The organism is Sphingomonas sp. Root720, assembly GCF_001428605.1.
GTDB lineage: Bacteria > Pseudomonadota > Alphaproteobacteria > Sphingomonadales > Sphingomonadaceae > Rhizorhabdus.
Genome location: NZ_LMID01000001.1, coordinates 95159 through 109374 on the forward strand (window position 1 = coordinate 95159; position 14216 = coordinate 109374).

Here is a 14216-nt window from a genome sequence, read left to right on the forward strand (position 1 = left end):
TTCATGGGCAAGCATCTCCCGTTCAACCGATCGCCGGTCCGGCCGCACCAGGTCCGGGTCTGCCCGATCGATTTCGCCGACGTGTTCATCCGCGGTGGATGGGCAGCGGTTCGTGCCGAGTTCGGCCTGCATTGGCAGACCGAGCGCCGCTGCGTCGAAGAGGCTGGCGGCGAAATGCTAAAGCGGAAGCGCAGGGCCTACCTCGCCCAGGTCCGCAAGCTGCGCAAATCGGTCCAACCACGACACGAGAAGGTCGAACCAATCCAGGAGACGAGCGCCGCCGTTCGCGCAGCGATCGAGTTCATGCGGGGCCCGAAAGGTGGAGCGTGGCTGATCACTGCGACTGGCACCGGGGATTTCTTCTTCGGCGCTACCCGGCTGACCGGCGCCGAGATCGTCGAGAAAGCCAAGCGCAAGGGGTTCACTCACGGCGTTGCCGCGCACCTGATCGCGGCGGAATAGCCATGGCGACCAACCCCATCCACGTTACCGATCACGCGATCGTCCGCTACATGGAGCGGGTCTATGGGATCGACATCGAGCGGATTCGTGCCGAGCTGTCCTCGCCGACGGCGGCGCTCGCGGACCGCATCGGCGCGCCATTCGTGATCCTCAGTTCGGGGCATCGGGCGGCAGTTCGCGACGGATGCGTCGTCACCGTTCTGTCGAAGCGGGAACGGAGGCGGTTGTTGTGAGGCCGATCTCGCTCGACATACACATAAATCAGGTGATGTGCCGCAAGTATAACGCCATGCGCATGATTTGCCGCCATGTCGGTATGTTGCCAATCACCCCCGAAAAAGCGGCTGCGCACCGCGCGAAATTATCTGATCTGCAAGTCCTATGGGCCATCCAGGTAATCCTATCAGGCGCACCGCCGTGGAAGCGATCAGCAGCAATCCTTATCCTCGACCTAATTTCAGTCGATTGGCGTGAGACCGTTGGCGAGGAAATCTTAGGGTTTGTCGTTGATCGCGATGACCCGTCAGTGCGTCGGTGGCGCGCGTCGGTACTATCGAGAGATGAGTACCAATGTCGAAATTGCGGGAAGGCAGACGACCTGCAGGCCCATCATATAATCCGCTGGGTTGATGATCCAGCGCAGCGATTGAACGTCGATAACGGCATCACGCTCTGCCGCCCGTGTCACATGGAAGAGCATAGGCATTATGGCTAGTCGCCGCACATCCCGCACAAATCGCGCGCGCGAAACATTCCTCCAAGTGCTCGAGGAAACCTGCAACGTTTCCGAGGCAGCGCGACAGGCTGGAATCGGCCGCCGAACCGCTTACGATTGGCGTGGCGCCGATCCGAAGTTTGCCGCCAGATGGGAAGACGCCGAGGAGATCGCGGCTGATAATCTTGAGCAGGTTGCCCGCCAGAGAGCCATAGCTGGTTCCGATCGGCTCATGGAGATATTGCTTAAGGCGCACCGGCCAGAAAAGTTTGTGGAGCGACTTCGCGCCGACCTCACCTCGTCCGACGGCAGCATGACGCCGCCGTCCCTCGCCGACTTCTACCGCGGCGCGCCCGCGAAGGCCGATGGCGACTGAGGCGATCGCCGGAATAGGCCACAACGGCGGGCCGACGCTCAATCCGATCCTGCAGGATTTCTGGCTTACCCCGGTCAACGACAACCAGGAGCCGGTCCGAAACCGCGTGCTCTATGGTGGCCGCGCCTCGTCGAAGTCCTGGGACGCCGCCGGGTTCGCGGTCTTCCTGGCCTGCAACGTCAAGATCAAGGTGCTCTGCGCCCGCCAGTTCCAGAACAAGATCGAGGAATCGGTCTATTCGCTGCTGGTCACCCAGATCGAGCGGTTCGGGCTGCGCCGGCAGTTCCGGATCCTCGACAACAAGATCATCCACAAGCGGACCGGGTCGGAGTTCATCTTCTACGGCCTGTGGCGGCACATATCCGAAATCAAGTCGCTCGAAGGCATCGACATATGCTGGCTCGAGGAGGCGCACGCGCTGACCGAGGAACAATGGAAGGTGCTCGAGCCGACGATCCGCAAGCAGGGGTCGCAGTTCTGGATCATCTTCAACCCGATCCTGTCGACCGACTTCGCCTGGCGCCGCTTCGTCCTCAATCCGCCGCCCGGGACGCTCGCCCGCCAGATCAACTATCTCGAAAACCCGTTCCTCTCCGACACGATGCTGCGCGTGATCGAGGCGGCTTGGGAGGAGGACGAGGCCGAATATCAGCATATCTATCTCGGCATCCCGCGCGACGACGATGACAGCGTGGTCATCAAGCGGTCCTGGGTGATGGCCGCGATCGACGCGCATATCGGGCTGGGTATCGATCCGAGCGGTTCCAGGCGGGTCGGCTTCGACGTCGCGGACAGCGGCGCCGACAAGAACGCGCTCGTGGCCGCGACCGGGTCGCTCGCCACCTGGACCGACATGTGGAAGGCGGGCGAGGACGAGCTGCTGAAATCCGCGACCCGCGCCCGTGACGCCGCGGTCCAGCGCGAGGCCGAGTTGGTCTATGACAGCATCGGCGTCGGCGCCGGGGTGGGCGCCAAGGTCAACGAGTTGAACGAGGATGGCATCCATATCCGCCATATCGGCTTCAATGCCGGCGGCGCGGTCGCCAATCCCGACGCGATCTACGCCCGGTCGCACCCTGCGAAAACCAACAAGGATATGTTCGCCAACGCCAAGGCGCAGGCGTGGTGGAACATCGCCGACCGGTTCCGCAACACCTTCAACGCGGTGGAGCGCGGCGTAGAGTTCGATCCCGCCGATCTCATCTTCATATCTTCCGAGATCGACAATCTCGCCCTGCTCATCGACGAACTGTGCACGCCCAAGCGCGATTTCGACAATGCGGGCAAGGTCAAGGTCGAGAGCAAGAAGGATCTCGCCCGGGCCAATCGCAAGGGCGGCGCGAAGCCATCGCCGAATCTGGCCGACGCCTTCGTGATGGCGATGGGCACGGTCTCCAGGAAGCTCACCGCCTTCGACGTCCTGTGAACTGGCGTCCGTAGCCGCCATCGGCCGTGCGGCACAGGTTCGCTCCCATGTCAGGCCGCATCGCAAACGTCCGCCCGAAGCCCGGCTTCATGTTCGATGGCCAGTCCATCGTCCCCGCCCCACCCAACGTCATCCCGCTGCGCGACGGCCTGGGCAATGTGCTCACCGGCCGGGGCACGTCGATCGACCGGACGGTGCGCAATTTCTGGTACCGCCGGTTCCAGGACGTCCAACAGGTCTCATTCGCCTATCTCGGCTCGTGGCTGCACCGCAAGATCGTCGACATCCCCGCCGAGGACATGACCCGCGCCGGGCGCGACTGGGACGCGACCGATGACGAGATCGCGAAGATCGAGGCGGAGGAAAAGCGGCTCGGCTATTGGGAGAAGTTGTTCGAAGCGCTGCTCCTCGGTCGTCTCGGCGGTGGTGCCATCCTGATCGGGCTGGGCGACAACCCGGCGAACCCGCTCCCCGTCACGATCCGGCCGGGCCAGATCCGCTATCTCACGGTGCTGTCGCGCTGGGAACTGAATCTCGGCGAAGAGGACCGCGACCCCGAGAGCGACACGTTCAAGCAGCCGAAGTTCTATCGCCTGCCCGGTACGTCGCGCCAGGTCGATATACACCCATCGCGCGTGGTCTGCTTTCGCGGCCTGCCCATTCCGGCCTTCCCGGGCATGACCTGGGAAGACCGATTCTGGGGCATGTCGGTGGTGGAGGCGGTCGACGAGGCGGTGCAGCAGGCCACCACCGCATGCGCGGGCTTCGCCGCCCTGATCGACGAGGCGAAGATCGACGTGTTCCGGTTGGCTGGCATGGCTGAACAGCTCCTGCAACCCGGCGGCGAAGACAGGCTGCTGCAGCGCGTGGAGATGACCAACACCGGCAAGTCGGTCCACCGCGCCGTCGTCCTCGACAAGGAAGACGAGTGGGAGCAGCGGCAGCTCGCGCTTACCGGGGTGCGCGACGTGATCGTCACCTATGACGCCCGCGTGGCCGGCGCCGCGGACATTCCCGCGACCCGCCTGTTCGGGAAGTCGCCCGACGGCATGAACGCGACCGGCGACAGCGACCTGACCAACTATTTCCAGTCGGTCGGGTCGAAGCAGGAGAAGCAGTTGCGCCCGATGATGGAGCGGATCGATGCGGTTATGCTGCCGTCGGCCGGGCTCAAGGCGGACCTGACGTGGTCGTTCTCACCGCTGATGGTGCTGTCCGAGAAGGACCAGGCCGAGGTCGAGAACAAGGAAGCCGACACCGTCACGAAATACGCCAATGCCGGGCTGGTGCCGGAATCGGCGCTGGCAAAGGCGGTACAGAACAGGATGATCGAAAGCCAGCGCTGGCCCGGGCTCCAGGATGCGATCGACGAAGCGGATGCGGCGGGCGAAGGCCTGTCGGGCGAGGTCGATCCCGCCGAACTCGGCGTCGTGCCGGTGCCGGGCGCCAACCCGAACGCCCCGGGCGCCAACCCGCCTGCCCGCGCGCGCCGCGCTGCCAACGATGCGGCCATGTTCTTCGCCGATGCGAAGCCGCGCCCGCTCTATGTCCAGCGCAAGTTGCTCAACGCAGCCGATCTGATCGCCTGGGCAAAGTCGGCCGGCTTCACCTCGACGCTCCCGGCCGGCGACATGCACGTCACCGTCCTCTATTCGCGCACCGCGGTCGATCCGATGAAAATGGGCGAAAGCTGGGCTGGCGACGACAAGGGCCAGATCACCGTCAAGCCGGGCGGGCCGCGCGCCGTCGAGCGCCTCGGCGAGAGTGCCGTCGTGCTGCTGTTCTCGTCCTATGAGATCGAATCGCGCCATCGGGATATGGTCGCGGCGGGCGGGAGCCACGATTTCGAGGATTTTCATCCGCACGTGACGCTGTCGTATGAGGTGCCGGCCGGACTGGACCTCGACACGGTCAAGCCGTTCACGGGGCGGCTGCTGTTCGGGCCGGAGTTGTTCGAGCCGCTTGATCTGGAGTGGAAGCGGAAGATCACCGAGGCATAGCGGTGGCCTTCAATCTCCCCCTCATTGCCCGCGGGCAGGGTCTGCGCCGCGCCGTCACCCTCCGCCCGATCGTCCCGACGCAAGCGATGGCGACCGACCTCGCGGCCGTCTACGCGCCGGCATGGCAGGTGTGGCGCGATCACTCTGCGGCGATCATGGCGGCCTATGATCCGACGCCGCTTGCCATGGATGGCGCCCCGCTAACCATGGATGCCACCATCCATGACAGCCCAGACCAGGCCGCCAGCGAGATCGAAAGCACCGCCCGCGACTTCCTCTCCCGCCTGATCGTCGAGATCACACCCGCGCTGCGGCGCTGGGCTGTGCGAGCCGAACAGATCCACCGCGAGAAATGGGCCGCCGCGATAGAGGCCGGGACTGGCGTCGATCTCTCCACCGTATTGCTCGCGGGCGAGACGCGGGAGACCGTCGAGGCCTTCGTCGCTCGCAATGTCGCGCTCGTCCGCAACGTCTCCGACCAGGCGCAGTCGCGGATCTCCGATGCGGTGTTTCGGGGGTATCAGAACCGGACGCCCGCACGCGAGGTGGCGAAGGAGGTCCGCGAGGCGACCGGGATGGGCCGGGCTCGAGCCGTGAGAATCGCCGGGGATCAGAACGCCAAGCTCTCAGCCGCGCTCGACCTGCAGCGTCAGGCGGAGGCGGGCCTTGACCAATATCGGTGGCGGCACAGCCACAAGGCCCACCCGCGAGCCGTGCACAAGGCGCGGGACGGGAAGCTATTCAAGCTGGGGGAGCCGGCGGGGGATACGCCTGGGCAGGCGCCGTTCTGCGGGTGCCGCGCGCAGGCTTGGATTCCGCTGCTGGATGAGATCGATTGAAAATCTGGCGTCCGTAGAGCGCCTAACCAGCATCGGGGCATCCATCCCCCATGCTGTTCACCGATCGCCTCACGCTCGATGCGCCGAAGAAAGTCCAGGGTGGCTTCCTTGCCGTGCGCGCCAAGGCGGCCCGGACTGGGGTCTATCAGTACACCGGCCGGGAAGTGGACCCCGACAACAAGCACGGTCTGCGCGATACCGCGGTGGTCAATGTCCTGCGCGATGAAGCGACGGTTTTCGACACAGCGGCGGTTCAGAGCTTCATCGGCAAGCCGGTTACCGACGACCATCCCCACGAGAGCGTGACGTCGTCCAATTGGCGCGACCACGCGCGCGGTACCATCATGGGCGCTATGCGGGATGGCGAATATCTCGCGTTCGATCTGCTCCTGATGGACCAGTCGACCATCGACAAGGTCAACGCCGGGAAGCGTGAGCTTTCGAACGGCTATGTGGCCGATATCGAGTTCGGCGATTTCAAGGCCGCAGACGGCACCGCTTGTCAGGCCCGCCAGTCCCGCATCACCGACGGCAACCATGTCGCCCTGGTCAAATACGGCCGGGCCGGCGGCGACTGCGCCATCAAGGATGGTTTCGCGCTGTGCGACGCCCTGCCCTCCCATTTCCTCGACGGTCTTACCAAGGAGAAGCTCGTGAAGACCATGCTCATCGACGGTCTCACCGTCGACATCTCCAATGCCGATACGGCGGAGAAGACCATCACCACCATCTTGGCCGCGCGCGACGCAGCGAACGTCAAGGTCACCGATCTCGAAACCAAGGTCGCCACCCTCACCACCGAGGGCGCCACCAAGGACGCGCAGATCCAGACGCTCGAGCAGCAGGCGAAGGACGCGAAGCCGACCGCCGCCCAACTGCGCGACGCTGCAAAGGCCTATGCGCTGGTCTGCGACAAGGCGAAGGCGCTCGGCGTCCAGTTCGCCGAGGACGCCGACGCCGACGCGATCATGAAGGCGGTCGTCGACGCCAAGATGGGCGACGCTGCCAAGGATTGGTCCGCCGACCAGGTCGCCGCCTCGTTCGCGGTCCTGTCGAAGGACGCCGCGCCGGCCGACCCGCTGCGCGAGGTGTTCCGCGACGGCATCCGGCAGCCCGCCAACGGCGCCAAGGCGGTCGACTCGCAGCGCCGCCGCTGGCTCGCCGACAAGGCGAACGCCCACCGCATCCAGCCCCGCGCCTAAGGAGATCCCGACATGGCCGTACTTCAGAACAGCTTCAGCGAGGACATTCCCTACGGCTATGCCGGTATGGAAGCCGATGGCGAGCTGAGCAACATCATCACCCGCACGCTCGAAGGCGACACCGCCTGCGCGTTCGGCCGCCCGGTCTACCGGGGCACGGCGGACAAGGGCGTGACCCTGACGGTTTCGGCCGCGCTGATGGGCTTCGCGATCGCCCGCAAGGGCCTGCCGGTCACGTCCGGCCGCGCCGCCGACACCTTCGCGCCGGGCGACAACGTTCCGATCAAGGAACGCGGCAAGATCTGGGTGACGTCGGCCGCCACCACGACCGATGGTGCGCAGGTCTATGTCACCAGCGCTGGCGCCGTCACCAGCTCCTCGGGCGGCAACACCGCCGCGACGGGCTGGTTCTTCGAGGACACCCTGGCCAGCGCGCCGGGCCTCGTCCGCATCGTCCGCCGCTAACAGGGGGCCATTTCCATGACCAAGCATATCACCCGCGACCAGATGGCTATCCTCGAAGACGGCTCGGTGGCCGTGTTCTTCGACTCGGTCGTCGCCGCCGTCGCGCATCTCGAGGCGAACGACCATGGCATGGCCTGGCTCGACGCCGTTCGTGGCGTCGATTTCGGCGATGCCCAGCAGACCATGGCCTTCCTCGCCCCGCAGCTCCTGCGCGTCGAGCAGGGCGTCTACATGGTCAAGTACCCGACCGCCGACTATGCCGACTTCATGCCGGTCGACACCGCCGGCTCGGTCTGGACGGCGGGTTCGCTGTTCTACTCGGGCGACATCGCCGGCAAGCCGGAATGGTTCGACGTGGCGGCGGACGACATGCCCTATGCGGATGTCAGCCGGACCCAGTTCCTGCAGGAAAACCACATCGCCGGCATCGGCTACAAGTGGAACCGTGGCGACCTGGAGCGAGGCCAGCAGCTCGGCATCAACGTGATCGCTGACAAGGCGGACGCGGCGACCAAGACGGCCGAGCGCTTCATCCACAAGACCGGCATGACCGGCGACGGCCTCAAGTTCGCGACCGGCTTCATCAACGACCCGCTGATGACGACCACGACCGGCCTGATGATCACCGCCTCGTCCGACCCGGACGATGACGTCGCGGTCATCAACGACGCGCTGACCTCGGTCGAGACCAACACGCTGGAGACCTATCGGGCCGACACGCTCGCGCTGCCGACCTCGATCTGGAACATCCTGGCGTCGAAGCGGGTGACCGACACCGGCGTCTCGGTGCTGCGTTATCTCGCCGACAACTCGGTCCTCGGCCCCGTCACGCTCAAGCGGACGCGGCACCTCGAGACGGCCGGTGCCGGCGGCTCCAAGCGCATCATCGCCTATGCCAACACGATGGAGGTTCACCGCTTCCACCTGCCCGGCGGCGGTCACCAGTTCTTCCCGGCGTGGCAGAAAGGCCCGTTCTCGTGGGAAGTTCCGGGGATCATGGCGATCGGCGGCTACGAGATCCGCATCCCCAAGGCGAAGACCGCGGTCGACCTGACCGACGCGTCGTAAGCCGGAGAGACGGACATGGCCTTCTATCGCAACGATGCGCCTGGCGCTCGGATGATCCGGCTTATCGACCGGAGCTATGTTCTGGTCGACGCTGGAAAGACCGCCCAGGCGCAGCGATCGAAGGTCGCCAGCATCCCGGCCGGGGTGATGGAGGTCGACGACGAGGGGAATGTCGTCGACCTCCCCGAGGCCCCGAAGGACCTCCCGCAGCTCGATCATGACAAGGACGGCGAGCCGGGCGGCTCCACGTCGCCCTCCGCGTCCGACGAGCTGAAAGCGGTCCGGGCCGAATACAAGGCCAAGATGGGCAAGAACTTCTTTCCGGCCTGGGATGTTGCCGAACTCAGGCGCCGGATGGGTGATGCGTGAGGCGACTGGAGATCGGGCCGGGTAGGCAGCGTCTGCCCGGCTATGAGACGCTCAACCTGATCCGCACGCCCTCCACCGACCATATCGGCGATTGCCGCCGTCCCCCCTTCCCCGACGCGACCTTCGACGAGGTCTATTCCTCGCACTGCATCGAACATGTCGAATGGTTCGAGGTCGAGGCGACGATCGTCGAATGGGCGCGGATCCTGCGCCCCGGTGGCATCCTCGAAATCCATACCGTCGATGGCGAGCGCATGATGCGCGCCATGCTCGGCGAGATCGAGGTCCATCCCGGCGAATGGAAGCGCGACCTCCACCTCGGCGACCCGTACAAATGGGCCGCCGGCCGGCTGCTCAACTACGCCAAGCGCGGCGAGGCCGGATCATCCTGGATGCACCGCGCCATCCTCACCCCCGCCTATCTGCGCGGCTGCCTCGACGCCGCCGGCATCGTCGATATCGAATCGGTCGAGGAGCCCAAGGGAGAGAAAAGGCACCGCGGCATCAACATGGGGCTCCGGGGCCGCCGCGCGTGATCAATATCCGCACCGTCGGCGACATGGCCGCTACGATCGCCCGCAACCTTCACCGAATCGACCGGTCCGCCTTCGACGTCGTCGTGGGATTGCCTCGATCGGGCATGCTGCCGGCGTCGATCATCGCCACCCACCTGCAAATGCCGCTCGCGGATCCTGCGGGCTATGCCGCCGGCATCGTCCATGGGCGCAGCGGCGCACCGGTCGCGCGCGGCGATCGCGTCCTGCTGGTCGACGACAGCTGCAACAAGGGCCGCGCCTTCGCTCGTGCCGTCCAGCTGCTTCCCCGTGGAACCAAGGTCATCCGCCTCGCCATCTTCGGGCCCTATCAGGTCGATCCGGCCACGGTGTGCGATATCTGGTTCGAACAGGTCGGAGGCCCGCGCGTCTTCGCCTGGAACTGGACCAAGCATATCCGGCTGCCGCGCTGGGGCTTCGACTTCGACGGAGTGCTGTGCCGCGACAATCTCAAGGTCGAGAATGACGACGGGCCGCGCTATCTCGACTTCCTCGCCAATGCCGAGCCGCTGTTCCTGCCGACGCGCGCGATCGGGCATATCGTCACCGGCCGCCTGGAACGCTATCGGCCCCAGACCGAGGCATGGCTGCGGCGTCACGGCGTCCAGTACGAGAGCCTGACGATGATGCCCTATGCCACCAAGGCGGAACGCATGGCGGCCGGCAACCGCGGCGGGTGGAAGGCGGAACAGGCGCGCCGGCTCGGCGTCGAGATGTTCATCGAAAGCAGCGCGAAGCAGGGCGCCGCGATCGCGCGCGAGGCCGGCATCCCCGTCTTCTGCACCGACACCCAGGAGGCCATTCGATGCTTAGCCTGATCATGCCCTATTACCGCAATCCCGGGCAGCTCGCGCTCCACTATGCGACATGGGCCGCATGGGGTCCGGAGATGAAGGCGCAGACCGAGATCGTCATCGTCGACGACGGCTCCCCCGAGCCCGCGGCCGACGTCGCCCGCCCGGCCGGCCTGCCGCCCCTGTCGATCTACCGCGTCACCGAGGACCGGCCCTGGCATCAGCATGCCGCGCGCAACCTCGGCGCGCATGTCGCGAAAGAGCCATGGCTGCTGCTGACCGACATGGATCATGTGCTCACCGCCGACGCCGCGCACGCGCTGTTCCGCCGCATGCACCGGCTCGAGGCGGGCACCGCCTATTTCCTCAACCGGATCGATGCGGACACCGGAACCCCGACGCTGGGGCGAGACGGGCAGCCCAAGCCTCACCCGAACAGCTTCGTCATGACGCGAGACCTCTATTGGCGCGTCGGCGGCTATGACGAGGATTTCTGCGGCATTTACGGCACCGATGGCCTGTTCAAGAGCCGCCTGTTCGACACGGCCGGGCGCGGCTTCCTCAAGCATGTCGCCCTGGTCCGCTATTCGCGCGACGTGATGCCCGATGCATCGACGTCGACCCTGCCGCGCAAGGACGGCCGGATGCCGGGCGCGAAGCGGGCCGTGCTCGCGGCGAAGGCGGCGCGGGGCGCAGCCGGCACGATCACCGTCCTCGACTTCCCGTGGGAGCGCGTGCTGTGAAGCTGACAATCCTGACCTGGCTGTGGCGGCAGCCGCAGAGCCGGACCAGCTTTACCGCCATGCATGTCAATATATGGGCGGCGATGGTGCGCCGGCATTGTACGCTCGACATCGAGATCGCGTGCGTCACCGACATGCCCGACGGTATCGATCCCTCGATCCGCATCATCACACCGCCCGGCGAGTTCGTCGGGCTGCAGACGCGGCGTTGGCGCGGGCAGCGGCCGAACTGCTACCGCCGCCTCGCCATGTTCCGCAGCGACGCGGCCGGCATCTTCGGCGAGCGCTTCGTGTGCATGGACCTCGACGTCGTGATCGCTGGCAACATCGATGCCATCCTCGACAGGCCCGAGGACCTCGTGATCTGCGGCCCATCCCAGGAGGGACCGCGCTGGCGCTACAACGGTTCGATGCTGCTGATGACCGCGGGCGCCCGGCCGCACGTCTATGACGATTTCAGCCTGGCCGGAGCCGAGGAGGCGAGCCGCCTGTTCGTGGGCTCGGATCAGGCGTGGCTCGGCTATGCGCTCGGTCCTGGCGAGGCGACATGGTCGATCGCCGATGGCGTCACGCGCGCCAGCGATAGCGAGATGGGCCGGATCCGCTTCTACCCTGGTCATGTGAAGCCGTGGGACGAACTCGCCGATGCCTGGGTCAGCGAGCATTACCGCATGACCGGTGGCCGGCACGGTCTCGTCCTGGGGCAAAAGCGCGCGGTGTGGGACGAGGCGCGCGAGGCCATGGCGCGCGACCGATTCGACGGCGTGATCGCCTATCCCGCCGCCGCCGAGAAATGGCACGGCCCGGTCGATGCGATCGTCGAGAGCAAGGCCGAAGTCGCGACCTTCGCGCGGATGCTGGGCTTCGACAGGCTGACCGTCTGCGGCGGCTGACGTGGCGTCCGTAGCGACCGGGCGGCGCCGGGCGGAATGGTCATGCCGACCCCCGGTAGCAGGATCATGCCATGTCAAGGAGCTTCCCCCTCAAGCGCGCCAGCGACATAACCGCCTTCGGGTCGGATGTGATCGAATGGACCCCGGCCGACACCGACCTGCCCAGCGGGACGCGCGGCTTCTTCCTCGACGCGGACGGCACCGTGACGTTCAAGAATAAAGCCCTGGTCACGCGGACCGCCGTTCCGGTCAAGGGTGTGTTCTGCCCGCCATTCGTGCCGCGTCGCATCACCGCGATCGGGACCGCGACCAAGGTCTATCTGATCGTCTGATGGCCTATACCGTCCCCGACAAGGCCACCTTCACGGGCCTCTTTCCCGCCTTCGCCGCGGTGACGACCGATCAATATGCGTTCTGGTCGGCGCGCGCCGGGCGCATCGTCGATCCTATTCAGGCGTGCCTTGCCGACGACGCCGATCTCGCCTGCATGCTGCTGACCGCCCATTACCTGACGCAGCAGGGTATCGGCACAGGCGCCGATGCGGTGGCGTCCGCGCAGGGGGCGAGCGGCTTCAAGCGGATCAAGTCCGGGTCGATCGACCTAGAGCGCGACGATTCGAGCGCCGACGCGGCCATGGGCGAATATGGCGCGACCAGCTACGGCAAGCGGGTCTACCCGATGCTCAAGAGCTGCCTCGGCGGCCCGCGCGTCACCGGCACCGGCGTCCCGGTCTGCGGGACCTGGCCATACGGTTATGAAGGTCCGATCAGGTGAGCCTGCTCGGCGGAGGCATCGCGGCGATCTTCGGCGCGGCGCTGGGCGGGCTTTATCTCGACGGGCAGCTCGTTCGCAGCAGCGCCGGGCCCATATACGACGGGGAAGGCAACATCACCGGCTATGCCGGCGGCGACCCGATCGCGATCAAATGCCAGATCGATGCCGCGAGCTGGGCGATGCGCCAATCGGAAGGGTTCGTCGACGGCGACATGCGGATCATCGTGCTCACCGCCGGCCTCGCGAGCACCATCACCACCGAGCAGCGGATAACCGTCAGCGGCGCGACCTGGCTGATCCAGAGCGTCGAACTGGACGCGGCGGCAAGCCATTATGTGCTGCGCGGGCGGAAAGCCTGATGGCCCGGGTGGTGGGCGCCAAGGCACACGCGGCCCGGCTCAAGCGGTTGCGCAGTCCCGCCATGGTCCGCGAGGTCGGCAAGGCGATCTATGTCGCGGCCGACATCCTCACCGTCGATGCTGCGATTTCGATCACGACCGGCGCGGTATCAGGCAAGAATCACGTCCCAAGCGCCCCCGGGGAGCCCCCGAACGCCGACACGCATGTTCTGGACCGAAGCGTCCACACCGAGCGCGAAGGGCCGCTCAAGGCGTTGAGCGTGGCCGACGCACCCTATGCTGTCGCCCTTGAGGCTGGCACGTCGAAGATGGCCGCCCGGCCCTTCATGGCGCCGGCCGCGCAGCGCACCCGGCCGAAGGCGCGCCGCCTCGTCGCCGAAGCTGTGAAACGCGTCGTCAGAGGAGGTGCGCTATGAAGATCCGCTTCACTGCCGACTACGACCACCGATGGCCATCCCGCGCCATGACGGCGTTCAAGGCTGGCTGGTCCGGCCGGGTCAAGCGCGAGGTCTGGGAAGGGGCGAAAGCCAAAGGCCGGGCGACATTGATCGCCGACGATGATAGCGATGTGTCCGATGCGAGCGGACATTCTGAACGGACTGGAGATATGGGCGGACCGCATCAGCGACCTGCTGCTGTTCGACGTCCCCGAGCACCTCGAGGAAGCCGTCGCCGAGACGCTGCTGGTCATGATCCTGCCGGCGCTGGCGATCAGTCCGTGGGCGATGCTGCATGACAACGATGCTGGACCCGATACTGCCGGTCCGCCGTAAGCTGATCGCGGCGCTCAAGGGCGACGCGCCGCTTGTCGCGATCGTCGGCGCCAGGATCTACCCGGCCAAGGAGCCAGATCCGGTGACGTGGCCGTTCATGCGGCTCGACGGCGCCAGCTCCTCGCCCTTCCGCGCCGATGGCGGGGCCGGCGGCGAAGTGACCGGCCTGATCCACTGCTTCGTCAAGGGCGGCGGCTCGATCCTCGATCCCGAGGCGACCTGCGCCACGATCAACAGCCATGTCGTCCGGATCATCGAAGCGATGGATGCCGTCGCGCTCACCGGGGATACGGATCTCGCCGTCCACGCCCGGCTGTCCCAGGTCATTCCCGACCCGGCCGAGGCGGACGCCTTCCACGGCGTCGTGCGCTACGAGGCGCTGGCGCTCTAGCTGGCGTCCGTA

At 66.2% G+C, this 14216-nt stretch carries 21 protein-coding genes; all 21 read left to right on the forward strand.

Going from position 1 to position 14216, the window contains the following annotated elements:
* Window positions 1-3 precede the first annotated feature (3 nt).
* The 21 genes from ASE22_RS00440 to gp17 all read left to right on the forward strand — a co-directional run bounded on the left by ASE22_RS00440 (window position 4) and on the right by gp17 (window position 14204).
* Window positions 4-462 (forward strand): hypothetical protein, encoded by a 459-nt coding sequence (locus ASE22_RS00440; RefSeq protein WP_056353459.1) that lies wholly within the window; start codon window positions 4-6, stop codon window positions 460-462.
* A gap of 2 nt (window positions 463-464) precedes the next feature.
* Window positions 465-695, forward strand: coding sequence for a hypothetical protein (locus tag ASE22_RS00445; protein WP_056353462.1), 231 nt, complete (start codon window positions 465-467; stop codon window positions 693-695).
* An 83-nt stretch (window positions 696-778) separates the two neighbouring features.
* The gene (locus tag ASE22_RS27955) at window positions 779-1177 is read left to right on the forward strand and encodes an HNH endonuclease (RefSeq protein ID WP_414894448.1); all 399 of its coding nucleotides are present in this window, start codon (window positions 779-781) and stop codon (window positions 1175-1177) included.
* A 46-nt stretch (window positions 1178-1223) separates the two neighbouring features.
* On the forward strand, window positions 1224-1553 hold the full coding sequence (locus tag ASE22_RS00450; protein ID WP_056353464.1) for a hypothetical protein: 330 nt from the start codon (window positions 1224-1226) through the stop codon (window positions 1551-1553).
* Window positions 1543-2979, forward strand: a complete 1437-nt coding sequence (locus ASE22_RS00455; protein WP_056353466.1) for a PBSX family phage terminase large subunit — start codon at window positions 1543-1545, stop codon at window positions 2977-2979. The genes ASE22_RS00450 and ASE22_RS00455 overlap by 11 nt, the downstream gene beginning before the upstream one ends.
* A gap of 47 nt (window positions 2980-3026) precedes the next feature.
* Window positions 3027-4979, forward strand: coding sequence for a phage portal protein (locus ASE22_RS00460; RefSeq protein ID WP_056353469.1), 1953 nt, complete (start codon window positions 3027-3029; stop codon window positions 4977-4979).
* A 2-nt stretch (window positions 4980-4981) separates the two neighbouring features.
* Entirely contained in the window at window positions 4982-5818 is an 837-nt protein-coding gene (locus ASE22_RS00465) for a minor capsid protein (protein WP_056353472.1), read from the forward strand.
* Between the two features lie 50 nt (window positions 5819-5868).
* Window positions 5869-7020: a DUF2213 domain-containing protein gene (locus ASE22_RS00470; protein WP_056353475.1), complete on the forward strand. Its 1152-nt coding sequence runs from the start codon at window positions 5869-5871 to the stop codon at window positions 7018-7020.
* A 12-nt stretch (window positions 7021-7032) separates the two neighbouring features.
* Window positions 7033-7485 (forward strand): structural cement protein Gp24, encoded by a 453-nt coding sequence (locus ASE22_RS00475; protein ID WP_056353478.1) that lies wholly within the window; start codon window positions 7033-7035, stop codon window positions 7483-7485.
* 15 nt (window positions 7486-7500) lie between these two features.
* On the forward strand, window positions 7501-8553 hold the full coding sequence (locus ASE22_RS00480) for a major capsid family protein (RefSeq protein WP_056353481.1): 1053 nt from the start codon (window positions 7501-7503) through the stop codon (window positions 8551-8553).
* Between the two features lie 15 nt (window positions 8554-8568).
* Complete coding sequence (locus tag ASE22_RS00485) at window positions 8569-8922, forward strand: hypothetical protein (RefSeq protein WP_056601365.1); 354 nt, start codon at window positions 8569-8571, stop codon at window positions 8920-8922.
* Window positions 8919-9458 carry a class I SAM-dependent methyltransferase gene (locus tag ASE22_RS00490; RefSeq protein WP_056353487.1) on the forward strand — a complete coding sequence of 180 codons (540 nt, stop codon included), beginning with the start codon at window positions 8919-8921 and terminating at the stop codon, window positions 9456-9458. Before ASE22_RS00485 ends, ASE22_RS00490 begins: the two co-directional genes overlap by 4 nt.
* Window positions 9455-10294 (forward strand): phosphoribosyltransferase family protein, encoded by an 840-nt coding sequence (locus ASE22_RS00495; RefSeq protein ID WP_056353491.1) that lies wholly within the window; start codon window positions 9455-9457, stop codon window positions 10292-10294. Before ASE22_RS00490 ends, ASE22_RS00495 begins: the two co-directional genes overlap by 4 nt.
* Complete coding sequence (locus ASE22_RS00500; protein ID WP_162248273.1) at window positions 10282-11013, forward strand: glycosyltransferase family 2 protein; 732 nt, start codon at window positions 10282-10284, stop codon at window positions 11011-11013. The genes ASE22_RS00495 and ASE22_RS00500 overlap by 13 nt, the downstream gene beginning before the upstream one ends.
* Window positions 11010-11906: a hypothetical protein gene (locus ASE22_RS00505; protein WP_056353496.1), complete on the forward strand. Its 897-nt coding sequence runs from the start codon at window positions 11010-11012 to the stop codon at window positions 11904-11906. The genes ASE22_RS00500 and ASE22_RS00505 overlap by 4 nt, the downstream gene beginning before the upstream one ends.
* 71 nt (window positions 11907-11977) lie before the next feature.
* Complete coding sequence (locus tag ASE22_RS00510) at window positions 11978-12238, forward strand: hypothetical protein (RefSeq protein WP_056353498.1); 261 nt, start codon at window positions 11978-11980, stop codon at window positions 12236-12238.
* Entirely contained in the window at window positions 12238-12681 is a 444-nt protein-coding gene (locus ASE22_RS00515) for a DUF4054 domain-containing protein (RefSeq protein WP_056353503.1), read from the forward strand. Before ASE22_RS00510 ends, ASE22_RS00515 begins: the two co-directional genes overlap by 1 nt.
* Entirely contained in the window at window positions 12678-13040 is a 363-nt protein-coding gene (locus ASE22_RS00520) for a hypothetical protein (protein WP_056353505.1), read from the forward strand. Before ASE22_RS00515 ends, ASE22_RS00520 begins: the two co-directional genes overlap by 4 nt.
* Complete coding sequence (locus ASE22_RS00525; protein ID WP_056353507.1) at window positions 13040-13456, forward strand: HK97-gp10 family putative phage morphogenesis protein; 417 nt, start codon at window positions 13040-13042, stop codon at window positions 13454-13456. Before ASE22_RS00520 ends, ASE22_RS00525 begins: the two co-directional genes overlap by 1 nt.
* 159 nt (window positions 13457-13615) lie before the next feature.
* The gene (locus ASE22_RS00530) at window positions 13616-13813 is read left to right on the forward strand and encodes a hypothetical protein (RefSeq protein WP_056353511.1); all 198 of its coding nucleotides are present in this window, start codon (window positions 13616-13618) and stop codon (window positions 13811-13813) included.
* Window positions 13773-14204, forward strand: a complete 432-nt coding sequence (gene gp17 / locus ASE22_RS00535; protein ID WP_082545745.1) for a tail completion protein gp17 — start codon at window positions 13773-13775, stop codon at window positions 14202-14204. The genes ASE22_RS00530 and gp17 overlap by 41 nt, the downstream gene beginning before the upstream one ends.
* Window positions 14205-14216 lie beyond the last annotated feature (12 nt).